General features: G+C 72.0%; 19 protein-coding genes. 2 read left to right on the forward strand and 17 right to left on the reverse strand.

The window, feature by feature from the left end:
- Positions 1-60: 60 nt before the first annotated feature.
- The gene (locus ACZ3IL_RS02510) at positions 61-1062 is read left to right on the forward strand and encodes a GNAT family N-acetyltransferase (protein ID WP_467385757.1); all 1002 of its coding nucleotides are present in this window, start codon (positions 61-63) and stop codon (positions 1060-1062) included.
- The gene (locus ACZ3IL_RS02515) at positions 1059-2024 is read left to right on the forward strand and encodes a transglutaminase family protein (RefSeq protein WP_467385759.1); all 966 of its coding nucleotides are present in this window, start codon (positions 1059-1061) and stop codon (positions 2022-2024) included. Before ACZ3IL_RS02510 ends, ACZ3IL_RS02515 begins: the two co-directional genes overlap by 4 nt.
- A 165-nt stretch (positions 2025-2189) precedes the next feature.
- Here ACZ3IL_RS02515 and ACZ3IL_RS02520 read toward each other — a convergent pair whose 3' ends face one another.
- The 17 genes from ACZ3IL_RS02520 to ACZ3IL_RS02600 form a co-directional block, all read right to left on the reverse strand.
- Positions 2190-4361 carry a peptidoglycan binding domain-containing protein gene (locus ACZ3IL_RS02520; RefSeq protein ID WP_467385761.1) on the reverse strand — a complete coding sequence of 724 codons (2172 nt, stop codon included), beginning with the start codon at positions 4359-4361 and terminating at the stop codon, positions 2190-2192.
- 175 nt (positions 4362-4536) lie between these two features.
- Complete coding sequence (locus ACZ3IL_RS02525; RefSeq protein WP_467385763.1) at positions 4537-4968, reverse strand: DUF6113 family protein; 432 nt, start codon at positions 4966-4968, stop codon at positions 4537-4539.
- Positions 4965-5855, reverse strand: coding sequence for an N-acetyl-1-D-myo-inositol-2-amino-2-deoxy-alpha-D-glucopyranoside deacetylase (gene mshB / locus ACZ3IL_RS02530; RefSeq protein WP_467385765.1), 891 nt, complete (start codon positions 5853-5855; stop codon positions 4965-4967). Before mshB ends, ACZ3IL_RS02525 begins: the two co-directional genes overlap by 4 nt.
- An 81-nt stretch (positions 5856-5936) precedes the next feature.
- Positions 5937-6131 (reverse strand): hypothetical protein, encoded by a 195-nt coding sequence (locus ACZ3IL_RS02535; protein WP_384558319.1) that lies wholly within the window; start codon positions 6129-6131, stop codon positions 5937-5939.
- Positions 6132-6654: 523 nt separating this feature from the next.
- Entirely contained in the window at positions 6655-7587 is a 933-nt protein-coding gene (locus ACZ3IL_RS02540; protein ID WP_467385767.1) for a hypothetical protein, read from the reverse strand.
- Between the two features lie 177 nt (positions 7588-7764).
- The gene (locus tag ACZ3IL_RS02545; protein WP_467385769.1) at positions 7765-9162 is read right to left on the reverse strand and encodes an ABC transporter ATP-binding protein; all 1398 of its coding nucleotides are present in this window, start codon (positions 9160-9162) and stop codon (positions 7765-7767) included.
- Positions 9155-10138, reverse strand: a complete 984-nt coding sequence (locus ACZ3IL_RS02550; protein ID WP_467385771.1) for an ABC transporter ATP-binding protein — start codon at positions 10136-10138, stop codon at positions 9155-9157. Before ACZ3IL_RS02550 ends, ACZ3IL_RS02545 begins: the two co-directional genes overlap by 8 nt.
- A 6-nt stretch (positions 10139-10144) precedes the next feature.
- Positions 10145-11131: an ABC transporter permease gene (locus ACZ3IL_RS02555; RefSeq protein WP_467385773.1), complete on the reverse strand. Its 987-nt coding sequence runs from the start codon at positions 11129-11131 to the stop codon at positions 10145-10147.
- Positions 11124-12047: an ABC transporter permease gene (locus ACZ3IL_RS02560; protein ID WP_467385775.1), complete on the reverse strand. Its 924-nt coding sequence runs from the start codon at positions 12045-12047 to the stop codon at positions 11124-11126. The genes ACZ3IL_RS02555 and ACZ3IL_RS02560 overlap by 8 nt, the downstream gene beginning before the upstream one ends.
- A gap of 102 nt (positions 12048-12149) precedes the next feature.
- Positions 12150-13775 carry a peptide ABC transporter substrate-binding protein gene (locus tag ACZ3IL_RS02565; RefSeq protein WP_467385777.1) on the reverse strand — a complete coding sequence of 542 codons (1626 nt, stop codon included), beginning with the start codon at positions 13773-13775 and terminating at the stop codon, positions 12150-12152.
- Between the two features lie 221 nt (positions 13776-13996).
- Positions 13997-15109 (reverse strand): ABC transporter ATP-binding protein, encoded by a 1113-nt coding sequence (locus ACZ3IL_RS02570; protein ID WP_467385779.1) that lies wholly within the window; start codon positions 15107-15109, stop codon positions 13997-13999.
- Entirely contained in the window at positions 15102-16160 is a 1059-nt protein-coding gene (locus tag ACZ3IL_RS02575; protein WP_467385781.1) for an ABC transporter ATP-binding protein, read from the reverse strand. Before ACZ3IL_RS02575 ends, ACZ3IL_RS02570 begins: the two co-directional genes overlap by 8 nt.
- A gap of 14 nt (positions 16161-16174) precedes the next feature.
- A complete protein-coding gene (locus ACZ3IL_RS02580) occupies positions 16175-17128 on the reverse strand; it encodes an ABC transporter permease (RefSeq protein WP_467385783.1) in 954 nt (317 codons plus the stop codon).
- The gene (locus ACZ3IL_RS02585; protein WP_467386787.1) at positions 17121-18053 is read right to left on the reverse strand and encodes an ABC transporter permease; all 933 of its coding nucleotides are present in this window, start codon (positions 18051-18053) and stop codon (positions 17121-17123) included. The genes ACZ3IL_RS02580 and ACZ3IL_RS02585 overlap by 8 nt, the downstream gene beginning before the upstream one ends.
- A gap of 170 nt (positions 18054-18223) precedes the next feature.
- Entirely contained in the window at positions 18224-19864 is a 1641-nt protein-coding gene (locus ACZ3IL_RS02590; protein ID WP_467385785.1) for a peptide ABC transporter substrate-binding protein, read from the reverse strand.
- A gap of 513 nt (positions 19865-20377) precedes the next feature.
- Positions 20378-22279, reverse strand: a complete 1902-nt coding sequence (typA, locus tag ACZ3IL_RS02595; RefSeq protein WP_388693474.1) for a translational GTPase TypA — start codon at positions 22277-22279, stop codon at positions 20378-20380.
- A gap of 272 nt (positions 22280-22551) precedes the next feature.
- On the reverse strand, positions 22552-25023 hold the full coding sequence (locus tag ACZ3IL_RS02600; protein ID WP_467385787.1) for an ABC transporter family substrate-binding protein: 2472 nt from the start codon (positions 25021-25023) through the stop codon (positions 22552-22554).
- Between the last annotated feature and the right edge of the window lie 285 nt (positions 25024-25308).

Raw genomic sequence — 25308 nt, forward strand, 5'->3', positions numbered from 1 at the left:
ATGCCCGCACCTAGTATCTCCGTTCTCGGGGGCGATCCGAACAGGAGGGGCGGAGAAGCTGTGGAATTCACCGGCGGTGGGCGCCTTGAGGTCCGAATCACCGGCGCTGACGTGGGAAAACGCGTCTCCGTTCGGTACGTGACGGAAGCGCCCGCGACGGACGGGCGATTCACCGACGCGGTCGGGGTTCTCACATCATGGGACGCCGGTGTGCTGCTGATCACACGGAAGAGTGGTGAGCGCGTCCGGATCGCGGAATCCGCGCTGGCGGCCGGGAAGGTCGTGCCGGCGGCCCCGGCCCGCCGCCGGGGCCCCGCCGCCTCCTTCCCCGAGCTCGCGCGGGCCGCCGCGCGCGCGTGGCGGCCGGTCGAGAGCGAGCGGCTCGGCGAGTGGACCCTGAGGGCCGCCGGCGGCTTCACCCGCCGCGCCAACTCCGTGCTCCCCCTCGGCGATCCGGGGCTCCCGGTCGCCGAGGCGCTGGCCCGCGTGCGGGAGTGGTACGCGGACCGGGGGCTCCCCCCGTACGTGCAGACCGCGACCGGTGCCGAGGGCACCCAGGAACTGCTGTGCGCCGACCTCGAACGGCTCGGCTGGCGGCGCGAGGTGTCGGCCGAGCTGCGGACCGGGGCGCTCGCCCCGGTCGGGGACCTGGACGCCGACGTCTCCGCCGTGCGCCTCTCCCGCGACGCGGACGAGCCGTGGCTGCGCCGCTACGGGCGCACCGGTGAGCCGGGTCCGGCGGCGCGGGCGGTCCTCGCCTCCGGCCCGAGCGTGTGGTTCGCCTCCGTGGCGGGCACGGGTGAGGTGCCGGCGGCCATCGGCCGCTGCGTCGTGGACGGCCGCTGGGCCGGTTTCATGGCGGTCGAGGTCGACCCGGCCCACCGGCGCCGGGGCCTGGCCACGTCCGTCATGACCGCGCTCGCCCGCCGGGCCCTCGACGAGGGCGCGTCGGCGGCCTGGCTCCAGGTGGAGACGGACAACGGCGGCGCACGGGCCCTGTACGACGGGATGGGTTTCGCGACCCATCACCACTACCACCACTACCGATGGGCGGAGGCGTGACGGAGGAAGCCCCCCGCGGTCCCCACGACGATCACGGCGGTCACGGCGGTCACGGCGACCGCCGCGGTCCCGGGGACCGGGGAGACCCGGAGCACGGAGACACGGAGCACGGAGCCGGTGACGCGGACCGCGGAGCCGGTGACGCGCCCGACTGGCGGCGGGAGTTCGCGGAGGAGGCACGGGCCGAGCGGCCCGACCTGGCGCGGCTCTGCCTGCTCATCGGAGCGGTGGCCGATCCCGCCGTCACCCGGCACGACCTCGACGGGGCCGAGGTCGAACTCGACCGCCTCGCCGGGCTCGTCCCGTACACGACCCGGAGCACCGGCGACTGGGCCGGGGCGCTCGCCGCGCTCCTGGGCCGCCGGGAGGGCTTCGAGGGGGTGCCCGCCGACTACCAGCGCCTGGAGTCCTCGCTGCTCCACGAGGTGCTCCGGCGGCGCCGGGGCCTGCCCATCCTGCTCTCGGTCGTCTGGATGGAGGTCGCCCGGCGGGCCGGCGCCCCCGTGTACGGGCTCGGGCTGCCCGGCCACTTCGTCGTCGGCTTCGGCGACCCGGCCGACCTGAACCTCGCGGACCCGTTCTCGGGCGGGCGCGCCATGACGGGCGCGGACGCCGAACTGCTGGTGACGAGCGCGACCGGCGAGGCCCTCGACCGCTCGATGCTCCGGCCGGCCGAGCCCGGCGCGATCGTGCTGCGCGTCCTCAACAACATCCGCGCCTGGGCGGCCCTCCGCCCCGAACGCTCCGACGTCGCCCTGTGGGCGGTGGAGCTCTCCCTGCTCCTCCCCTCGCATCCGGCGAAGCTCCGCTACGAGCGCGCCGAGCTGCTGGTCGGGCGCGGGGACTTCCTGACGGGGGCGGCGGAGATGGAGGCGTACGCCCGGGTGATGGACGCGGTGGACCCGGAGTCGGCGACCCTGATCCGCCGCCGGGCCCTGGCGGCGAGGGCCCGGCTCAACTAGGGCGGGTGCCGGAAGCGGCGCCGTCCGTCCGGAGGGCGGGGCTTCCGGCACGCGTCCCGGGGCGTTCCCCGGAGGGGGCGCGGGCCGGGCGGGACTTCCGGGAGACGCGCCGGGCCCCCGGCCGGCGGGCTGCCGGCCGGGGGCCCGGGACGGGGCGGGCGGTGGTCAGCCCTTGCCGTTCAGGTCGATCGTCCTGGTGCGTTCGGCGGCGGTCCTGCCCTTCAGGGCCTCGCCCATCACGAGGGCCACGTCGTCGGCGGACACCTCGTGCCGGGTGCCGTCGGCCCCGGTGATCATGATGCCGTCGAAGGCGCCGTCCAGGAGCCGCTCGATCGCCTTCTTGTCGTAGACCTCGACCAGGCGGCCGCCGACGGCCTTCATGGAGAGGATCTGCGGCAGCGACCGCGCCGGGCCGAACTGGATCTGCTTCCCGCCCGCCTTGATCGTGATCCGGTCGGACATGGCGGGCTCGGCGAACTCCTTCATCGCCCGGTCCAGTTCGGCCTTGGTGACCGAGGGACGGAGCGTGGTGACCGGCAGGTCGACGAGGTTGGACCGGCCCGTCTCGACCTGGGCGCGGAACGCGTCCTGGACCGAGATCATCGAGCGCCGGACGTCCAGGCCCTTGCCGGGCCTGCCCTCGACCGCGGTCACCTTGTTCGGAGCGAAGAGGATCGTGCCCTCGGTCGCGGAGGCGGAGGAGCCCGCCAGGTCGGTCAGGGCGACGGCCAGCTTCTCCTTGTCGACCGGGAAGACCGGCTTGGCGACCCGCTCGCCGCCGAAGAGGGAGCCGATGACCGAGACGGGGTTGTAGTCGCTGCCGGCGGCGGCGCGGACGGTCTCCTGGCTGTCGAGGGACAGGCCCGCCTTCTCCGGGGCGAGCTGGACCCTCTTGCCGCCGACGCCGAGCTGGAGCGGGGTGTGGGCGCGCTTGCCGAGGGCCCTCTCCAGCTTGTTGACGCCCTCCTCCTTCGTACCGCCGCCGATGTCCACGCCGAGCACGGTGGTGCCCTTGGGGACGTCGGAGTGGTTGAGGAGCAGCCCGGCGCCGTAGGCGACGCCGAGGAGGCCGACGATCGCGGCGGCGGCGAGGATCAGCTTGGAGCGGCCCTTCTTCGCCGGGGCCCGGCCGGCGGGGGCCTCGCGCCCGGCGGGGGCCGGGGCCGGCCGCTCCTCGGTGCCCGGGGCGGGGTCCGGGCGGGCCGCCGACGGCGGGACCACGGGGACGCCGCTGGTGAGCGTGTCGCCGGAGACGTGGCCGCCGCCCTCGGGCCCCCGGCCGGGGGCCGGGGCGGGCTGCTGGGGCGTCAGGATCGCGGTGTCGTCGGACATGCGGGGGGCGCCGCCGGGGAACGGGGAGCCGGTGCCCCGGTCCGGGCCGGGGCCCGCCGGTTCCGGCCGGCCGCCGGGGCCGGGCCCCGGCCGGCCCTGGCCCTGCTGCCCCGGGAAGGGGCCCTGGGCGGCGGCGGGGGCGCCGAGCGAGGCGATGCCGCTGACCGGGCCGGTGGTCGGCCCGCTGGGGGCCGCCGGGCCCCGGTACGCGGGGGTGCCGCCGGCGGGGGTGCCGTCGTACGCGGGCGTGCCGCCCGCCGGGGTGCCGTCGTACAGCGGCGTGCCGCCCGCCGGAGTGCCACCGTGGAGGGACGCACCGCCGTCCGGCCCCCCGTCGTACAGCGGCGTGCCGCCCGCCGGGGTCCCGTCGTACACCGGCGTGCCGCCCGCCGGAGTGCCGGTCTCGTACAGCGGGTTGCCCGGGGCGGGCGGGGCCGGGGTGACCGGACGGCTCGACGGGGCGTTGCCGACCGCGGGGACGCCCGAGGTCGCGGAGCCCGCGAAGCCCGTGCCCGGGACGTCCGGACCGGGAGCCGCCTGCTTCGGGGCCGGGGCCGGGGCGGGCGCGGGGGACGGCGCGGGAGCCGGGGCGGGAGCCTTGCGGGGAGCGAACCAGTCGCTCGTCTCCTTCGCCTTCGGGGCCTTCGGGGCCTCCTCGGCCCTCGGCGGCTCCGGGGCCGGGGCGGGCGCCGGTTCCGGGGCGGGAGCGGGCTCCGGCTCGGCGGCCGGGGCGGGCGTCTCGTTGACCGTCTTGCGGACCACGACCGGCGGGATCGGACGCGAACCCGGGATGTTGATCCGGATGCGGGTCGTCAGGGTCGTCTCGGTCTTGGGCTCCTCCGGAGGAGCGGACGCGGCGGTCTCCTCCGGCGCGTCCTGCGAGGGGTGGAGCGACGGATACTGGCGGGCTCCGTACGGCGGGGTGCCCGAGGGGTACGCGGCTCCACCGCGCCCCTGGGCGCCGGAGGACGAACTGTCAGTCTCTCGACCAGTTTCACGACTCAAAGCAGGATCTCCCGGTTGGCTCCACCGCCCGCTCTTGCTGATGCTCGTGTGTCCCGGGCGGTTCGGCGGCGCGCACCACCATACTGTCCCCCGTCGTCCCCCACCCGGCCCCCGGGGCGCTGACGGCGGTCAATACGGCCGAAGTCGGGACGTCTCCGCCCTCAACTCCTCCTGTTCACCGGGGAGGTCGCGGCAGCCGGGACAGCGTGGCGCACATCACAGCGATGCCCATGCCCCCGAAGAGGAACAGCAGCTCGCCGACGCCTCCGCCGAACACCCCGTCGCCCTCGGGGCGTCCGAAGCCGAGCAGGACGACGGCGAGGAGCCAGCCGGCGCCCGCGCAGACCACGCCGGCCTGGGTGCCGGTGGCGCGCAGCCCTCCGTAGAAGAGGCTGGTGGCGGCGAGGAGCGCGAGGAGCAGGCCGCCGGGGAGCCAGGCGGCCTGGACGAGGGTGCCGGCGGTCCCGACGAGGAGACCGAGGACGAGGAGGAGGCCGTACCAGGCGTACCGGGCGGCGCGGGAGTCCGGGAAAGCGGCGGGCGGGGGGCCGGCGGGAGCGGCGGGCCCGCCGGGCGACGCCGCGCGGCCCCTCCCCGGGGCGCTCATTCCGCCACCCCCGCGAAGAGGTCCGTCTCGCGCTCGCCCGCGGGGGCGCCGGGGACGCCCCGGACCAGCTCGTAGTACTCGGTGGTGAGGATCGGCTGCGCCAGGTCGTTGGAGAGGGCGAAGAAGGGGCCGTCGACCGCGACTTGGGTGGCGTGCGCGGCCATCGCGGCGCTCTTGCGGGCCGCCTGCTCCGGGGTCCCGGCGATCTCGGCGGTGATCCGGTCCTCGCCGACGACGCCGGGGACGTCCTCGACGGCGGCGACGGCCGGGAAGGCGGAGCCCCGGGCGCGCAGCCGGGCGAAGCCCTCCTCGACGACGGGGCGCGGGACGCGGTTCCAGTAGACCTTGGCGATCGGGTGGGCCGGGCCGAGGTCGGGGCGGTACGCGGGGTCGGCGGCCAGATCGGCGGCGCGGGTGGCGACCCGGTGGGCCTGGATGTGGTCGGGGTGTCCGTAGCCGCCGTCGGGGTCGTAGGTGACGAGGACCTGGGGGCGGGTCTCGCGGATCACTTCCACGAGGTACGGGGCGGCGGTGTCGACGTCCGTGTTCCAGAAGGCGCCGTCCCGGCCGTTCTGCTCGGCGCCCATCATCCCGGAGTCGCGGAAGCGCCCGGGGCCGCCGAGGAAGCGGTGGTCGGTGACGCCCAGCTCGGCCATGGCGGCGGCGAGTTCGCCGACGCGGTGCGGGCCGAGCCGGTCCTCCCGGTCGGGGGCCAGATGGGCGAGGCCGGGCGGGATGACCTCGCCCTCCTCGCCGAGCGTGCAGGTGACGAGGGTGACGAGGGCGCCCTCGGCCGCGTATCTGGCCATGGTGACGCCGTTGTTGATCGACTCGTCGTCCGGGTGCGCGTGCACCAGCAGCAGACGGCGGGCGGGGAGATCGGACATGCCCCCACCCTACGAGGTCGGACCGGGAGGAGGTCCGTCACGTGCGGAGGGCCCGCGCGCCGGGACCGGCGGGCGCGGGGCTCAGAACTTGAGGCCGCCGATCATGCCCGCCACGTTCGTCGTGAGCGTGCTGATGGACGGAGCGATGGACGAGCTCGCCAGGTAGAAGCCCAGGAGCGCGCAGATCGCCGCGTGTCCAGCCTTGAGTCCGGATTTCCGGATCAGCAGGAAGACGACGATCGCCAGCAGCACCACCGCCGAAATCGAGAGTGCCACGGCGGTTCACCTCCACACTTCTTCGGTCGGACTTCTTCGGTCGGTTCGTTCGGAGCGGTTCGGGCGAGAAGCAGAGAGCACGCACCGGTCGGATGCATACCCACCCAGTGCTACGGATCATAACTATCCGTGCCATCGCATCGATCGGCGGACGGAGGCACGAGGGGGGCGCACAGCGCTGGTTTCGGCCGCGTTCGCGCGCCCCGGCGGCGGCTCATCACCCCGGCCGGGACGTCGCTCCTCTCCCGGCGGGCCGCTCGCCCCCGGCGGCGGGCCCGGGGTTGCGCGCCGTTTCCCGGTCTTTCCGGGCGGGAAGCACCCGGCGCCCGCCGGTTCCGCCTCCGGCGGGCGCCGTTCGCGCCCGTCGCGGATTGGCCGAATTCCTCACCTGCGGGGCGGCCGGGCGGTATCGGGGCCGCGAACGGCACCGGGACGACGGGCGGGCGGGAGCAGGGACGGACCGTGAGGACACGGCGGATCACGGACCCGGCCCGCCCGGGGAGGGGACGGCCGCCGGGGCGGCTCACCAGCCGGGCGGCGGCGGATGCGGCGGGGCCGGGTGCGGCGCCCCGGCCCGCGGGTGCGGCTCGGAGACGGCGGGGACGCCGCGCCCGGCGAGGAGGACGAGCACGGCGAGACCGGCGCACAGCCCGAGGACGGAGGCAGGGGCGTCCGCCCGGTGCGCGGCGGGGAGGTCCGCGAGGTGGGCGAGCGTCCCGGTCCGGACGGCCCGTACGGCTCCGCCGAGACCGTCGGCGGCCAGGAGCGCCCCGGCGAGCAGCGCGGGGGCGCGTCCGCGCCGGGGCCGCACGAGGACGGTGACGGCGGCCGTGGCGCACAGCGCGGCGAGGACCGCCGCCAGCCAGCCCGGGGGCGGCGCCAGGACCGGCCCGATGACGGACCGGCCGCCGGTGAACCGGTCGACGGTGGCCTCCGGGGGCAGTGCGACGGCCCGGTACAGCTCCCGGAGGGCCGTCGCGAGGGCGGCGGCCAGGAGCAGGAGCCCGGCGGTGACCGCGGCGGCGGTGCGGGGCCGGGCGGGGGGCGGCGCGTCCGGGGCGTCCTCCGGGTGGCCGGCGAGGGCGGTGGCGACCAGCCCGGCCGCGAGGACCAGTTCGAGGAGGGCGGTGACGAACGCCCCGTTCCCGGGCGCCCAGAGGCCGGGCAGGCGCAGGGCGAAGGTGACGGCCCCGGTGGCGGCGAGCGCGGGGGCGGCGTGCCGCGACCGGAGGGCGGTGACGGCCGCGGCCGCCGAGGCGGCGAGGAGCACCGGGTCGACCGGAGAGGTGGCGGGCCGGCCCCGGAGGGGGACGGAGGCGTCGCCTGTCCAGTGCCGCGCCAGGGCGGCCGGCGAGCCGAGCGCGGCGAGGTCCTCGACGATCCACGCGGCGGTGACGAGGGCGAGCGCGGCGCAGAGCGCGGCGCCGGTGGGACGTGCCGGGCGTGTCGCAGTCACGGCCCCGATACTCACGGTCGCGGCCCGCCGAAACAAGCGGTTCCGCGCATCCGGGCGGCCGGGTCCGGACGGCGCGCGGCGCGTCGCACCCGCGCGCCGGGTCCGGGCCGGGCGGACCGGCCGGACCGGGCGGATCAGGCGGATCAGGCGGAACGGGCCGTACCGGACGGGCGGTCGTCAGGGGACCTCGCGGTTCGGGGCGTCGTCCTCCGGCGAGATCCTGTGGCTGCCCCCGGGACGCGGGGGCTCCCCGGCACGCCGGGTGCCGCCGTCCTCCCCGCCGCGCGGGGTGCCGCCGTCCTTCCCGCCGCGCGGGGTATCGCCGTCCTCCCCGCCGCGCGGGGTGCCGCCGTCCTTCCCGCCGCGCGGGGTATCGCCGTCCTCCCCGCCGCGCGGGGTGCCGCCGCCCTCCCCGCCGCGCGGGGCGTCCCGGCCCGTTCCGGGGGCCGGGGCGCCGCCCTCCGGCGGGACCTCGTGGCTCCCCCCGGTCCCCGTCCCCGCTCCGAAGCCCTCCGGCTCCTCGCCGGGTACCGCCCGGTTCTCCTCGGGCACCACGTGCTTCTCCTCCGCGAAGTGGCAGGCGGAGTCGTGGTGGGCCGGGGTGTCGACGAGCCGGAAGACGGCCGGGACGGCCAGGAGGGGGACCTCCAGGGCGCAGCGTTCCCGGGCCTTCCAGCAGCGGGTGCGGAAGCGGCAGCCGGAGGGGACGGCGGCCGGGGAGGGCACGTCGCCGGTGAGGATGATCCGCTCGCGGCGGGCGCGCGCCTCGGGGTCGGGGACGGGGACGGCGGAGAGCAGCGCCTGGGTGTACGGGTGGGTGGGGTGGTCGTAGATCTCGGCGTCGGAGCCGATCTCGACGATCCGGCCGAGGTACATGACGCCGACCCGGTCGGAGATGTGCCGCACGATGGACAGGTCGTGGGCGATGAACACGTACGACAGGGAGAACTCGGACTGGAGGCGGTCCAGGAGGTTGATGACCTGCGCCTGGACGGAGACGTCGAGGGCCGAGACCGGTTCGTCCGCGACGATGATCTCGGGCTGGAGGGCGAGGCCGCGGGCGATGCCGATGCGCTGGCGCTGGCCGCCGGAGAACTGGTGCGGGTAGCGGTTGATGTACTCGGGGTTCAGGCCGACGACGTCCAGGAGGTCCTGGACCTTCTTGCGGCGGGAGCCCTTGGGGGCGACCTCGGGGTGGATCTCGTACGGCTCCCCGATGATGTCGCCGACCGTCATGCGCGGGTTGAGCGAGGTGTACGGGTCCTGGAACACCATCTGGATGTTGCGGCGGACGGCCTTCAGGGCGCGCGGCGAGAGGGCGGTGAGGTCCTCGCCCTTGTAGCGGATCGTGCCGGACGTCGGCCGTTCCAGGTTGACCAGCATCTTCGCGACGGTCGACTTGCCGCAGCCGGACTCGCCGACGATGCCGAGGGTCTCGCCGGCGGCGAGGTCGAAGTCGACCCCGTCCACGGCCTTGACGGCGCCGACCTGCTTCTTGAAGAGGATGCCCCGGGTGAGGGGGTAGTGCTTGTGCAGGTCCCGGACTTCGAGAATCGCCTCGGCCGGCTCAGCCATGGAGGCACTCCTTCCAGAAGTGGCAGGCGCTGGCGCGCGGCACCGGGGAGTCGGTCACCCCGTACAGCGGGGGCACGTCGGTCCGGCAGACGTCCCGGGCCATCGGGCAGCGCGGGTTGAAGGCGCAGCCGGGCGGGATGTGCAGCAGGTTGGGCGGCAGGCCCTTGATGGCGTAGAGCTCCCGGCCCTTCTGGTCCAGGCGCGGGATCGATTCGAGGAGGCCCCTGGTGTAGGGGTGGGCGGGGGCCTTGTAGATCTCGTGGACGGGGGCCTGTTCGACGATCCGGCCGGCGTACATCACGGCGATCTTGTCCGCGACGTCGGCGACGACGCCGAGGTCGTGGGTGATGAGGATGAGGCCCATGTCGAGTTCGCGCTGGAGCTCGGCGAGGAGGTCCATGACCTGGGCCTGGACGGTCACGTCGAGGGCCGTGGTGGGCTCGTCGGCGATGATCAGGTCCGGCTCCAGGGCGAGCGCCATGGCGATCATGATGCGCTGGCGCATGCCGCCGGAGAACTGGTGGGGGTACTGGCCGACGCGTTCCTTGGCGCCGGGGATGCGGACCCGGTCCATCAGCTCGACGGCCTTGGCCCGGGAGTCCTTCCGCGACATCCCCCGGTGGACCTGGAACATCTCGCCGAGCTGGTCGCCGACGCTGAGGACGGGGTTGAGGGAGGACAGCGCGTCCTGGAAGACCATCGCCATCCTGGCGCCCCTGACCCTGCGCCGCTCCTCCTCCTTGAGCTTCAGCAGGTCCTGGCCCTGGAAGAGGATCTCGCCCCGGGTGATCCTCCCCGGCGGCACGTCGAGGATGCCCATGACGGCCTGGGCGGTGACGGACTTGCCGGAGCCGGACTCGCCGAGGACGGCGAGGGTCTCGCCCGCGTCGACGGAGTAGTCGACGCCGTTGACCGCCTTGGCCACCCCGTCCCGGGTGTGGAACTCCACGTGCAGGTCGCGCACTTCGAGCAGCATGGGTCCCTACCTCAGCTTGGGGTCGAGGGCGTCGCGGACGGCGTCGCCGAGCATGATGAAGGCGAGCACCGTGACGGCGAGCGCGCCGGCCGGCCAGAGCAGCATGTGCGGGGCGTTGCGGATGTACGGCGAGGCCGCGGAGATGTCGATGCCCCAGGAGACGGTGGGGGGCTTGAGGCCGACGCCGAGGAAGGAGAGCGTCGCCTCCAGGGAGATGTACGTGCCGAGGGCGATGGTGGCGACGACGATCACGGGGGCGACGGCGTTGGGCGTGATGTGCCGGAGGAGCATCCGGGAGTCGGAGGCGCCGAGCGCGCGGGCCGCCTGGACGTAGTCGTTCTGCTTGGCGGTGATGACGGAGCCGCGGGCGATGCGGGAGATCTGCGGCCAGCCGAGCAGCACCATGAAGCCGATGACGGGCCAGACGGTGTTGTTGCTGACGACGGAGAGGAGGACCAGGCCGCCGAGGACGACGGGGATGGCGAAGAAGATGTCGGTGATCCGGGAGAGGAAGCCGTCCCAGGCGCCGCCGTAGAAGCCGGCGAGGCCGCCGAGGACGGAGCCGAGGAGGGTGACGCCCAGGGTGGAGAGCACGCCGACCTCGATGGAGGCCCTGGCTCCGTAGACGGTGCGGGTGTAGACGTCGCAGCCCTGGCCGTTGAAGCCGAAGGGGTGGCCGGGCTGGGAGCCCTCCTGGGCCTTGGAGAGGTCGCAGTCGAGCGGGTTGCCGCCGGCGATGAGCTGCGGCCAGATCGCGATGACCACCAGGAAGACGATGACCAGGCCGGAGACGATGAAGACCGGGTTCCGGCGCAGGTCGTGCCAGGCGTCGGACCAGAGGGAGCGGGCCTTCTTGTCGGGCCCGGTGCCGTCGGGGCCGCCGGGGACCCTCTCCAGGGTCTCGGCCTCGGACATCGCGAGGTCGGTGGCGCCTCCGGCCCCGGTCGAGGCGATGGCCGACCCGTCGTCGTGGTGCTCGGGCAGCTCAGGCATAGCGGATCCTCGGGTCAAGGACGGCGTACAGGAGGTCGACGAGCAGGTTGGCCACCAGGAAGACCAGGACGAGGACGGTCACGAAGCCGACCACGGTCTGGGTGTTCTGGCGCAGGATGCCCTGGTAGAGCTGGTAGCCGACCCCGTGGATGTTGAAGATCCGCTCGGTGACGATGGCGCCGCCCATGAGCGCGCCGACGTCGGTGCCGATGAAGGTGACCACGGGGATGAGGCTGTTGCGCAGCAGGTGGCGGGTGATGACCCGGCGGCGGGGCAGGCCCTTGGCGACGGCGGTGCGGACGTAGTCGGCGCGTTTGTTCTCGGCGATGGAGGTCCGGGTGAGCCGGGTGACGTAGGCCAGCGACACGGAGGCGAGGACCAGGCCGGGGACGATCAGTTCGTCGAAGGGGGCCTCGCCGGAGACCGAGGGGTTGATCCAGTTCCACTTGACGCCGAGGAGGAGCTGGACGAGCAGGCCGGTGACGAAGGTCGGGACGGAGATGACGACCAGGGTGAGCAGCAGCACCGTGGTGTCGACGGGGCGGCCGCGCCTGAGGCCGGTGAGGACGCCGAGGCTGATGCCGATGACGATCTCGAAGACGATGGCGACGACGGTGAGGCGGATGGTGACCGGGAAGGCGTCGGCCATCAGCTCGGTGACCTCCTGGCCGTTGAAGGCCGTGCCGAAGTCGCCGGTGAAGACGTGGCCCATGTAGGTCAGGTACTGCTGCCAGACCGGCTTGTCGAGGCCGTACTCCTTCTTGAGCTGGGCGGCGGTCGCCGGGTCGCACTGGCGGTCGCCGCACAGGCCGGCGATCGGGTCGCCCATCACGTTCACCATCAGGAAGATCAGCAGCGTGGCGCCGAAGAAGACCGGGATCATCTGCAGCAGTCGCCGGATCACATAACGACCCATGGGGGACTCCGGGGGTTGGCTCCGGGAAGGGGTTCCGGGATGGCGTACGGCCCGGCGCGGGGATCTGGGGCCGGGCCCGTACGCCTCCGGCCCGTTGCGGCGTCAGTCGACCGTGATCCGGTCGTAGACCGGGACGCTGAAGGGGTTCAGGGCCACGTTGCCCAGGCGCTCCGAGTAGCCGGCGCTGCCGTTCTGGTACCAGAGCGGGATGGCCCCCATGTCGTCGCGGAGGACCTCCTCCGCCTTCTGGAAGAGCCCGACGGCCTTGGCGGTGTCGGTCTCGGCGTTGGCCTGGTTCACCAGCTTGTCGAACTCGGGGTTCGTGTACTTGCCGTCGTTGGAGGAGGCGTTGGTGTAGTACAGCGGCTGGAGGAAGTTCTGGATGAGCGGGTAGTCCATCTGCCAGCCGGCCCGGAAGGGGCCGGTGAGCTTCTGCGTGGTGACCTGGTTGCGGTAGTCGGCGAAGGTGCCGACGGGGTTGCCGACGCAGGCGCGGTCGTTGCCGAGGGCGCGGTTGATGGAGTTGCAGACGGCGTCCACCCACTCCTTGTGGCTGCCGGTGTCGGCGTTGTACGTGATCCGCAGGGTGCCGCCGGGGATGCCGCCGCCCTCGGCGACGAGCTTCTTCGCCTCGGCCGCGTCGTACCTGCAGAGGTCGCCGCAGACGTTCTTGTAGCCGCCGTCCTCGCCGAGGACGGGCGAGGTCCAGTCGACGGCGGGGGTGCGGGTCTGCTGGAAGATCGTCCGCGTGATCTGGTCGCGGTCGATCGCCCGTGACAGGCCCTGGCGCAGCTTCTCCTGGCCGGGCTTGTTCCAGTTCGCGTCGTAGAACGGGAAGGAGAGGGTCTGGATGATGCCGGCGGGGACGTTGATGTAGCGGTCGCCGAGGTCGGCCTTGACGTTCTTGAGCTGGGCGGCGGGCACGTCGTCGACCAGGTCGAGGTTGCCGGCGATCAGGTCGGTGTAGGCGGTGTTGTTGTCGGTGTAGACCTTGAGGGTCACGCCGCCGTTCCGCGCCTTGTCGTCGCCGGGGTAGCCGTCCCACTTCCTCAGGGCCATCTGGGAGCCCTTGGTGTAGGAGTCGACGGTGTACGGGCCGTTGCCGACCGGCTTCGCGAGCCAGCCGGCGTGATCGTCGAAGAAGGCCTTCGGCAGGGGCGCGAAGGCGGCGTAGCCGAGGGTGACCGGCCAGGTGGAGAACTTCTGGGTGAGCTTGACCGTGAAGGTGCGGTCGCCGGTGACCTTGAGGCCGGACAGGGTCGCGGCGGTGGGTTCGCCCTTGTCGGGGTGGACCTTGTCGTAGCCCTCGATCTGGCCGAAGAAGTAGGCGTTCTTCTGGTTGTTCTTCAGGTGGGCGCCGTAGTTCCAGGCGTCCACGAAGGACTTGGCGGTGACCTTCTCGCCGTTGGAGAAGGTCCAGCCGTCCTTGACCGTGATGGTGAAGTGGGTCGAGTCGGTGGTCTCGATCTTCTCGGCGAGCATGTCCTTGGCCTCGCCGGTCTTGGGGTCGTACTGCTTGAGCCCCCGGAAGATCATCGACAGGACCTTGCCGCCCTGGACCTCGTTGGTGTTGGCGGGCTCCAGCGGGTTCTGCGGGTCGCCCCACGAGGAGGACACGATGCCGTCGGCGCCTCCGCCGCCACCGCTGTCGCCACCGCCGCAGGCCGTCGCCGCGAGGGCGACCGCGGTGGCCAGAGCGGCCCACTTGGCGTGCGTGGCTCCGCGCATGGAGTGCCTCCCGTGTGTCCGGATTCAGACTGAGAAACCCAATATCACCCCATGGCCGTACGCCTGCACGTTGTCGGCGTCCATCGGTGCGACGGCCGCCCGCGCCCGCCCGGAGCGTTCCGGGCGGGCGCGGGCGACGGGCGCGGGGAGGGGACGCGAAACGGCCGGCCCCCGGCGCCGGGGGGGCGCCGGGGGCCGGCCGCGAGGAGCGAGTGGGGGTGTCAGTGCGCCGGGACGACCTGCTTCTCCTCGGCGAAGTGGCACGCCGAGAAGTGGGCGGCCGGGGTGTCCTGGCCCTGGAAACGCTCCGGAACCGCGAGGAGGGGAACCTCCTGGGCGCACTTCTCCTGCGCCTTCCAGCAGCGGGTGCGGAAGCTGCAGCCCGACGGCGGGTTCGCCGGCGAGGGGACGTCACCGGTGAGGATGATCCGCTCGCGGTGCGCGCGGGCGTCCGGGTCCGGCACCGGTACCGCGGAGAGCAGCGCCTGGGTGTACGGGTGCGTCGGGTGGTCGTAGATCTCCTCGTCCGTACCGATCTCGGCCATCTTGCCGAGGTACATGACGCCGACGCGGTCGGAGATGTGCCGGACGATCGACAGGTCGTGCGCGATGAAGAGGTAGGAGAGGTTGAACTCGTCCTGGAGCTTCTCCATCAGGTTGATGACCTGCGCCTGGACGGAGACGTCCAGGGCCGAGACCGGCTCGTCGCAGATGATGATCTCCGGGTTGAGCGCGAGGCCGCGGGCGATGCCGATGCGCTGGCGCTGGCCGCCGGAGAACTGGTGCGGGTAGCGGTTGATGTACTCGGGGTTCAGGCCGACGACGTCCAGGAGGTCCTGCACCTTGCGGCGCCGGTCGCCCTTCGGGGCGGCCTCGGGGTGGATGTCGAAGGGCTCCCCGATGATGTCGCCGACCGTCATGCGCGGGTTGAGCGAGGTGTACGGGTCCTGGAACACCATCTGGATGTTGCGGCGGACGGCCTTCAGGGCGCGCCCGGACAGCCTGGTGATGTCCTGGCCCTTGTAGAACACCTCGCCGGCGGTGGCCCGCTCCAGGTTCATCAGGAGCTTGGCGACCGTGGACTTGCCGCAGCCGGACTCGCCCACGATGCCGAGGGTCTCGCCCTGGTAGAGGTCGAAGGAGACCCCGTCCACGGCCTTGACCGCACCGACGTTCTTCTTGAACACGATGCCCTGCGTCAGCGGGAAGTGCTTCTTCAGGCCGCGGACCTGGAGGATGGGCTCACCGCGTTCGACGGGGGTCCCGAGGGCGGCGACCACGGCCTCTTCGTTGGCGGCGGCCACGGCCTCTTCGTTCTTGCCGATGTCAGCCATGGATCGTCTCCTTCCAGAAGTGGCAGGCGCTCTTGCGGCCCGGGAGGTCCGTGCCGTCCTGCTCGGTGACCGGGGCCAGGGGCGGGACCTCCGTGCGGCAGATGTCCTCGGCCCTGGGGCAGCGCGGGTTGAAGGCGCAACCGGTGGGAACGCGCAGCAGGTTGGGCGGCAGGCCCTTGATCGCGTAGAGCTCCTGGCCCTTCTGGTCCAGACGCGGGATCGAGTCCAGCAGACCGCGGGTGTACGGGTGGGCCGGGCGCTTGTACAGCTCGTGCACGGGCGCCTGCTCGACGATCCGGCCGGCGTACATCACGGCGATCTTGTCCGCGACGTCGGCGACGACGCCGAGGTCGTGGGTGATCAGGATCAGGCCCATGTTGTATTCCCGCTGGAGCTCCGCGAGGAGGTCCATGACCTGGGCCTGGACGGTCACGTCGAGAGCCGTGGTGGGCTCGTCGGCGATGATCAGGTCCGGCTCCAGGGCGAGCGCCATGGCGATCATGATGCGCTGGCGCATGCCGCCGGAGAACTGGTGGGGGTAGTCGCCGACCCGCGCCTTGGCGGCGGGGATCTTGACCTTGTCCATCAGCTCGACGGCCTTGGCCTTGGCGTCCTTCTTGGACAGGCCCTGGTGCACCCGGAACATCTCGCCGAGCTGGTAGCCGACGCTGAGGACGGGGTTGAGGGAGGACAGCGCGTCCTGGAAGATCATGGCGATCTTCTGGCCGCGGATCTGCCGCCGCTCCTCCTCGGACATCTTCAGCATGTCCTGGCCGCGGAACAGGATCTCGCCCTGCGGGATCTTGCCGGGCGGCATGTCGAGGATGCCCATGACGGCCTGGGCGGTGACGGACTTGCCGGAGCCGGACTCGCCGAGGACGGCGAGGGTCTCGCCGGCGTTCACCGCGTAGTTGACGCCGTTGACCGCCTTGGCCACACCGTCGCGGGTGTGGAACTCGACGTGAAGGTCCTTCACTTCGAGCAGCGGACCGTTGTGGTCGCCGCCGTCGCGTGGCGCGGGGACGGCCGCGGTCTTGTCGATGATGCTCATCTTTTACGCCCTCCTCAGCGCAGCTTGGGGTCGAGGGCGTTGCGGACGGCTTCGCCGAGCATGATGAACGCCAGAACGGTGAGGCTCAGCATGATCGACGGGTACAGCAGGATGTGCTGCGCCGTACGGATCTGCTGGACACCGGCGGAGATGTCGACGCCCCACGAGATGGTCGGGGCGGCGAGGCCCAGGCCCAGGTAGGACAGGGTGGCCTCGGCCGAGATGTAACCGCCGAGCGCGATGGTGGCGACGACGATCACGGGCGCCATGGCGTTGGGCAGGATGTGCCGGAAGAGGATCCGGCCGGTGCCGGCGCCGAGGGCCTTGGCGGCGTGCACGTAGTCGGCCTGCTTGACCGTGATCACGGCGCCGCGCATGACGCGGGTCATCTGCGTCCAGCCGAGGAAGGCGAGGGCGAAGACGACGACCCAGACGGTCCGCTCGACGAACGCCTGCAGGATGACCATCGCGCCGAGCAGGAAGGGGATGCCGAAGAAGACGTCGGTGAGGCGGGAGAGGACCGCGTCCACCCAGCCGCCGAAGTAGCCGGCGATCATGCCCATGGCGCCGCCGATCACCGTGACGATCACGGTGACGCAGATGCCGACGATGATCGAGGCACGGGTGCCGTGGATCAGGCGGGCGTAGACGGAACGGCCCTGTCCGTCGTAGCCGAGCCAGCCGGCGGAACCGACGTCACCGAGTTCGGGCTTCCCGAGGTAGTGCTTGACGAGGTCGCCCGCCGTGGGCGAGGCGCTCGTGAACATCCCCGGGAAGGCGGCGATGAGCAGCAGGAAGAAGATCAGCACCGACGACACGAGGAAGTACGGGTTGCGGCGCAGGTCCCGCCAGGCGTCGCCCCAGAGCGAACGGGGCTTCTCCCGCTTCTCCTGCGGGGCGGACGCGTCCGCCGGGGGGGCGACGGCGTCCGCCGGCGCCGGGGCTGCGGTCTTGGTCACGTCAGGCATACCGGATCCTCGGGTCCAGGACCGCGTACAGCAGGTCGATGAGCAGGCTGGTGACCAGGTAGACGACCACCAGGACGGTGACGAGGCCGACGAGGGTGCTGCCCTCGCGGCGGGTGATCGACTCGGCGATCAGACCACCGACACCCTTGACGTTGAAGATGCTCTCGGTCACGACCGCGCCGCCCATCAGGGCGCCGATGTCCGTGCCGAGGAAGGTGACGACCGGGATCATCGAGTTGCGCATGAGGTGGACGCCGATGACGCGGCGCCGCGGCAGGCCCTTGGCGACGGCGGTCCGCATGTAGTCGGCCCGCAGGTTCTCCGCCATGGAGGTGCGGGTGAGCCGCGCCACATAGGCGAGGGAGAGACCACCGAGGACGATGGCGGGGGCGATCATCTCGGATATCAGCTGGTCGTTGCTGACGTTCGGCGCGATCCAGCCGAGCTGGAAGGCGAACACCAGCTTGATGAGGAAGCCCAGCACGAAGACCGGGATCGACATGATCAGCAGGGTGAAGATCAGGACGGCGTTGTCGGCCAGGCGGCCGGCCCGGAGGCCGGAGATGATGCCGAGGCCGAGGCCGAAGACGAGCTCGAAGGCGAAGGCGAGGGCCGCCAGCTGGATCGTGACGGGGAACGCGTCGCCCAGTACCTCGGTCACAGGCCGGTCGTTGCGGATCTGCGTACCGAAGTCGAAGTGGAAGACGATTCCACTGATGTAGTCCCAGTACTGCTTCAGGAGCGGCTGGTCGAGACCGAGCTTGTGTCTGATCTCCGCGATGGTCGCGGGGGACGCCCCCTTGTCGCCGAACAGACCGGCCACGGGGTCGCCGGGCAGGCTGTAGACCATGAGGAAGATCAGCAGGGTTGTCCCGAAGAAGACCGGGATCATCTGGAGCAGTCGTCGTGCGACATAGCGCCCCATCATGCCTCCGTTGAGATGTGACGGCCGCAGCCGAGGGCCCTCCCGCGACGTGCCGCCCGGATTCGGGCAGCACGATGCCGTGGAAGGGCCCCCCAGCCGCTGCGTAAGGCGCCGGAACGGGACTGACGGACGGTCAGTCCCGTGACGGCGTGCGGACTACGCTCGGACGGTTACTTCTTGACCTCGACGCCGGTCAGGATCGGGTCGCCGTCCTGACCGTAAGCCACGCCCGAGACCTTCTCGGAGTAGCCCGCGTTGACCTTGTAGTACCAGAGCGGGATGGACGGCATGTAGTTGACCAGGTCCTTCTCGATGGCCTGGAACTCCTTGACCGACTGGTCGAGGGTCGGAGCGGAGTCCGCCTTGGCGATCTTCGCGTCCAGCTCCTTGTTCGAGAAGCCGCCCTGGTTGCCCGCCGCACCCGTGCGGAACAGGTCCGAGATGAAGTTGGCGTTCACCGGGTAGTCGAGCACCCAGCCGGAGCGGTAGAACGACTTGACCTGCTTCGTCTTGCGAGCGGTCAGGTCGGCCTGGAAGTCCGGCTTGCCGTCACCGACACAGGCGACGCCCGTGGACTGGGTGATGGAGTTGCAGACCGCGTCCACCCACTCCTTGTGGCCGCCGTCGGCGTTGAACTGGATGGAGATCTTGTTGCCGGGGACGCCGCCGCCGGCCGCGATGAGCTCCTTGGCCTTCGCCGGGTTGAACTTGGTGACGTCGCCCGCGGCGTTCTCCTGGAAGCCCAGGACGCCCTTCGCGACCCAGCCCGTCGCGGGCTCGCGCGTGCCCTGGAGCACCGTCTTGGTGATCGTGGCGCGGTCGATGCCCATGGACAGGCCCTGGATGACCTTCGGGTCGATCGGCTTCGGCTTGCTCCACTGGTCGGCGTAGAACGCGACGGCCATGGTCTGGACGGCGGAGTACGCCTGGTCCACGGCGCGGTTGCCGAGGTCCTGGCGGTAGACCGGCAGGTCCTTCGGGGCCAGCTGGCGCAGGACGTCGACGTTGCCCGACTTCAGGTCCTCGTACGCGGCCTCGAGGGTGGTGTAGTTCTTGAAGACCACACCGCCGTTCTTCGCCTTGTTCGGGCCCTTGTAGCCGTCGAAGCGGACGATCTCGATCTTCTTCTTGTGGTCCCAGCTCTTGAACTTGTAGGGACCGTTGCCGACCGGCTTCTGACCCGCGGCCTTGGTGTCCTTGTAGAAGGACTCCGGGAGCGGCGCGAAGACGATGTAGGCGAGCTTGTGCGAGAAGTACGGAACCGGCTTGGCCAGCTCGATGGTGAAGGTGTTCTCGTCGACGACCTTCAGACCGTCCAGCTTGTCCGCGGTGGGCTTGGCGCCCTCCTCGGCCGGGCTGACCTTCTCGAAGCCCTTGATGTCGGCGAACCACGAGTTCAGACCCATGGCGTTCTTGATGTTGGCGTTCCAGTTCCACGCGTCCACGTAGGACTTGGCGGTCACCGGGGTGCCGTCGTGGAAGGTCCAGCCGGGCTTGAGCTTGACGGTCCAGGTCTTCGAGTCCGTCGTGGAGACCGACTCGGCGTTGATCATCTGCAGGGAGCCGTCGGCCTTGTAGTCGACCAGGGTCGAGAACAGGCCGGCCATGACGGCGGCGCCGTTGGACTCCATCGTGTCGCCGGTGTACAGCGGCTTCTCGGGCTCGCCCAGCTCCACCGAGAAGATTCCGTTCGGGTCAACAGCGCCCTTGGCGTCACTGCCGCCGTCGCTCTTCCCCCCGCCACAGGCGGTCGCAGCAAGGGCAACGATGATCGCGCCCGTTACCCACTTGGCGCTCTTGGCACCGCGCATGGGTTCCTCCTCATGAGTCCACTTTGTCACTACAAGAGGGGTACTCCAGGTTTCGCCGACACCCCTGACGGCTTCGCACCCAGTACCCCGAGTGTGCTCGTGAGTCGGCACTCCCCACAGTGCGTGACCCATTGACCCGAGCTCAATGGAGCCAACTATTAAGTACGTCCGGGCCGTAAACCACACTTAAGTGGTCTCGGTTTGACAACATCACCATCTGTCCGGATACCGAAATCCGGACAAACAGAGCACAGACAGACACCCCCGAAACGGACCGTTAACACACGTACCGGAGAGCGATGACCGGTATCCGGACACCGGGCCGCCGAAATGGGCTTGACGGGAGTTGACGAAAAGCCCGGACCCCCACACCTTTCGTGGGGGTCCGGGCTCCGTCGCCGACGGCGTGCCGGACGGAAGTGGCGCGGATCACGGACGCCCGTGACCTACCCCGCCGTCACCGGCCGCACGCATCCGGTCGCGTCCGTTTCCGGTACGCCGAACCGGCCTGGTTCAGGCGTTCTTGGCGCGCGAGGCCGAGCGGCCGCGCTCCTTCTGGTCCAGGACGACCTTGCGGATGCGCACGGCCTCCGGGGTGACCTCGACGCACTCGTCGTCGCGGCAGAACTCCAGCGACTGCTCCAGGGAGAGCTTGCGCGGCGGCACGATCGCCTCGAAGGAGTCGGCCGAGGAGGAGCGCATGTTGGTGAGCTTCTTCTCCTTGGTGATGTTGACGTCCATGTCGTCGGAGCGGGAGTTCTCGCCGACGATCATGCCCTCGTACACCTCGGTGCCGGGCTCGACGAACAGGACGCCGCGCTCCTGCAGGTTGGTCATCGCGAAACCGGTGACCGCGCCGGCCCGGTCGGCGACCAGCGAGCCGTTGTTGCGGGTCGTCAGCGTGCCGAACCAGGGCTCGTGGCCCTCGTGGATGGAGTGGGCGATGCCCGTGCCGCGGGTCTGCGTCAGGAACTCCGTGCGGAAGCCGATGAGGCCGCGCGACGGGACGACGAACTCCATGCGGACCCAGCCGGAGCCGTGGTTCGACATGTTGTCCATGCGGCCCTTGCGGACGCCCATGAGCTGCGTGACCGCGCCCATGTGCTCCTCGGGGACGTCGACCGTGAGGCGCTCGACGGGCTCGTGGACCTTGCCGTCGACCATCTTGGTGACGACCTGCGGCTTGCCGATGGTCAGCTCGAAGCCCTCGCGGCGCATCTGCTCGACCAGGATGGCGAGCGCGAGCTCACCGCGGCCCTGGACCTCCCAGGCGTCGGGACGCTCGGTCTCCAGGACGCGGAGCGAGACGTTGCCGATGAGCTCGCGGTCCAGGCGGTCCTTCACCTGGCGGGCGGTGACCTTGCGGTCCTTGACGGCGGACTTGGCGTCCGCGCCCTTGCCGGTGCCGCCGCGGCCGACGAGCGGCGAGGTGTTGGTGCCGATCGTCATGGAGATGGCCGGCTGGTCGACCGTGATCAGCGGCAGCGCGACCGGGTTCTCCGGGTCGGCCAGGGTCTCGCCGATCATGATGTCGGGGATGCCGGCGACGGCGCAGATGTCACCGGGGCCCGCCACCTCGGCCGGCTTGCGGGTGAGCGCCTCGGTCATCATCAGCTCGGTGATGCGGACGTTGGAGATCGTGCCGTCCCGCTTGATCCACGCGACCGTCTGGCCCTTGCGCAGCTCGCCCTGCTCGACGCGGAGCAGCGCGATGCGGCCGAGGAAGTTGTCGGCGTCGAGGTTGGTGACGTGGGCCTGGAGCGGCGCGTCCTCCTCGTACGTCGGGGCCGGGACGTGCTCCAGGATGGTGGAGAAGAACGGCTCCAGGTTGTCGCTGTCGGCGGGGACGGTGCCGTCCTCCGGCTTGGTCAGCGAGGCGACGCCGTCACGGCCGCAGGCGTAGACGATCGGGAACTCGATCTGGTCCTCGTCCGCGTCCAGGTCCAGGAACAGGTCGTAGGTCTCGTTGACGACCTCGTCGATCCGGGAGTCCGGGCGGTCCGTCTTGTTGATGCAGAGGATGACGGGCAGGCGCTGCTGGAGGGCCTTGCGCAGCACGAAGCGGGTCTGCGGGAGCGGCCCCTCGGAGGCGTCCACGAGGAGGACGACCGCGTCCACCATCGACAGGCCGCGCTCGACCTCGCCGCCGAAGTCGGCGTGGCCGGGGGTGTCGATGATGTTGATCGTGATCGGGGCCCCGCCGTCCTTGGGGTGGTACTTCACCGCCGTGTTCTTGGCGAGGATCGTGATGCCCTTCTCACGCTCCAGGTCGTTCGAGTCCATCATGCGGTCGTCGAGCTGCTGGTGGGCGGCGAAGGCACCGGCCTGCTTGAGCATGGCGTCGACGATGGTCGTCTTGCCGTGGTCGACGTGGGCGACGATGGCGACGTTACGGATGTCGTGGCGCGTGGGCATGGGTGGCTTGCGCTTCTCTCAGCTCGGGGGAATCGGCGTCAGTTCCTCTTACGCCCGCCGGGCGGACGCGCCACGGCTCTGTCCATGGTACGGGGCCGCCGCGCAAGGGGCTTCCCCGCCCGGAATCCGAGAGGGTTCAACGGGGGGTCTCGTGGAGGTGGGGGAGGGCGTGCGACCGGGTCAAGGGGCCGACGCGATCCTGCCCGCCGGGGTCGCCGGCGGGCAAGGAAGTTGAGCTGGTTCTGAGGTACTGACCTGCGGTTCCACCGCTTTCAGCGGTTTCGTTCGGCGCCCTTGGACGTTTCCTTCTTCTTGAAGCCGATGTCCTGGTAGCGGGGGGCGGCGAACCCCCAGGCCCCGGCGTTCACCAGATCGGCCCTGGCGGCCACCAGCTGCGGGCGCTGGTAGAGGGGGAGGGAGCCGGCCGCGGCCCAGATCCGGGCGTCGGCCTGGCGCACGAGCTCCCGGGCCTCCTCCTCGTCGAGGGTGCCCGCCGCCTGGTCGAAGAGCTGGTCGATGCGGTCGGTGCCGACGCGGGAGTAGTTCTGCTCGACCACGAGCGAGCCGTCCGAGGCCGGCTCGGGCTTGGCGAAGATCGGCCGGGCGTCGGTCGCCGGGAAGGCGGAGGCCGGCCAGGAGTAGAGGGCGAGGTCGTAGTCGCCCGAGGCGATGTGGTCCTTGAAGAAGCTCTCGTCGGAGACCTTGGTGACCACGGTCCGGATGCCGACCGCGTCGAGCATCCGCACGACCCGGTCCCCGACCGCCCGCAGCGGCTCGGAGCCCGGCCCGGACGGCAGGACGAAGCGGAGGCTGAGCGCCTTGCCGTCCTTGCCGAGGGCCTGCCCGGCCCCGGGCACGGCCGCGGGCGCGGCGGTGCCGCGCGGGGCGTAGGCCCCGGCCACCCCCCGGTCGGAGCCGGCGGCCGGCCGGGCCCCGGCCCGGGCCGCGGAGCCCGTACCGGTGTCGAGCGCCTCGGCCCGGGCGTAGAGCGCGGCGCTCTGGCGGGCGGCGGCGGGAGCGGGGGCGAGGACGTGGGTGCCGCTCCCGGGGCCCTCGCCTGCGGGGCCCCCGGGGGCGGGGGCGGCCCGGAGGCCGCCCGGCTTGTCGTCGCCGACGATGTAGAGGCCCTCGTCGGAGGGGACGTCGTCGCCCTTCTTCCCGGCGCCGGCCGGGGTGGCGGTGACGGTGCCGGCGGCCCTGTCCCCGCCGGCCTTCTCCGCCGCGTCTCCGCCGGTCTTCTCCGCCGCGTCCTCGCGGGCCTTCTCCGCCGCGTCCTGGCGGGCCTTCTCCGCCGCCTTCTTCTCGGCCTCGCTGCCCGCCTTCGTGCCGGCCGGCTTCCTGGCCGCCCCGCCCGGGACCCAGCCCGCGTCGGCGAGGAGCGCCCGTGCCTCCTGGACGTCCTGGCCGCCGAGGGCGTCGCTGCCGTCCGCGTACGCCGCCTGGCCGGCGAGGGCCAGGTGGCTGCCGGGGGGTTCCGCCGGGAGGCCGAGGGGCTTGAGCACGGTCTCGGCCAGCTCCCGGCGGTCGATGGCCCGGGCCACCGCGCGCCGGACCCGTTCGTCGGAGAGCGGTCCGGACTCGCCGTTCAGGGAGAGCTGGGTGTAGGCGGGCTCCAGGGACTTGCGGACCACGTACTTCGCCAGGCCGTCCTGCGCGCTCGCGTACCGGGCGATCGCCTCCTGGTTCTTCTTGCGGGCGGCCCTGACCTCCTCGGCCCTCTCCTCGTCGGAGCCGTGGGCGAGGGCCCAGGACCTCAGGGCCTGGGAGGGGGTGATCGAGGAACCGGGGCCGTGGGCGAGGGCGGCCTGCGCGCCGTTCCGTCCGGCGCGGGCGTCCCGGAGCGCGAGGGAGATCCGCTCGGCCGTGGCGCGGTCGACGTCGGCCAGGTCGAGCGCGCCGGCCGCGAGGGCGTCCGCGCGTTCGGCGCGGGGGACGGCCCTGAGGACGACGGCGTCGAGCTTGGCGGGCTGTCCCCACCAGCGGGGGTTGCGGGCGAGGGTGACGTCGCCGCTCTCGCGGTCGACCGACTTCAGCAGAAACGGTCCCGCGGTGGCCTTCAGGGCGGTGCGCGCCCCGTCGTTGAAGGACTCCGGGGACCCCATCACCTGCTTCGGGTAGAGGGGGGTGAAGAGGGACTGCCAGTCGGCGTACGGCTTGGAGAAGGTGACCCGGACCTCCAGGTCGTTCTTGCCGCGCTCGATCTTCTCGATCCGCTCGTAGCCGGAGTTCCGGGCGGTCCAGTACGCGGTGTCGCGGCCGCTCAGGGCCCGCCACTGGGCGACGAAGTCGGGTGCCCCGATCTCGCGGCCGTCGCTCCACACCGCCTGCTGGTTGAGCTTGTAGAGGACGACCTGTTTGGGCTCGGTCTCGACGACCTGCGCGGACTCCAGGTAGTCGGGGTTCCGCTGCGGCCTGCCCCGCTGGTCGAGGGTGTAGAGGGCGGGGAGCACGGCCCCGGCGACGCGGGAGGTGGTGCCGTCGGCGTCGGCCTGGAAGGCGTTGAGGGTGGCGGGGGCCGTGTCGACGGCCCAGCGCAGGGTGCCGCCGTCGGCGACGAGGTCGCGGGCGGCGGGCGCGTTGTCCTGGGCGGCTGCCGGGACCCCGTCGGCCTCGTCGTCGGAGCTGCATCCGGCGAGGGCGGTGACGGCGAGGACGGCGCCGGTGAGGGCGGCGGCGGTACGGAGCGTGCGGGAGCGGGGGCTCCTGGGGCATGTCCCCCCGCGAGGGGCGCCGATCTGGGACATGACTTGTACCCCTTCGTCCAGATTCATTCCATTTGGAGATGATCACACCTCCTGCTCATCCACTGAAAAGGAAGGGGGAGATCCGGCCAGGAAGGCAGGGCCGGGTGGCCGGAAAACGCCACCCGTGCGGCGGAGCGGGGCCCGGACCGGCCACCGGGAGACGGAGTCCGGGGGGGGCGGGGCCCCGGATCGCCGGCCGCGCGGGGCTCCGGCCGGACGGGCGGTCGGACGCGGAGCCCGAGGCTCGGACCCCGGGCCCGACCACGCGCCCCCGACCGAACGGGC

Source organism: Streptomyces sp. NPDC014907, assembly GCF_055562975.1.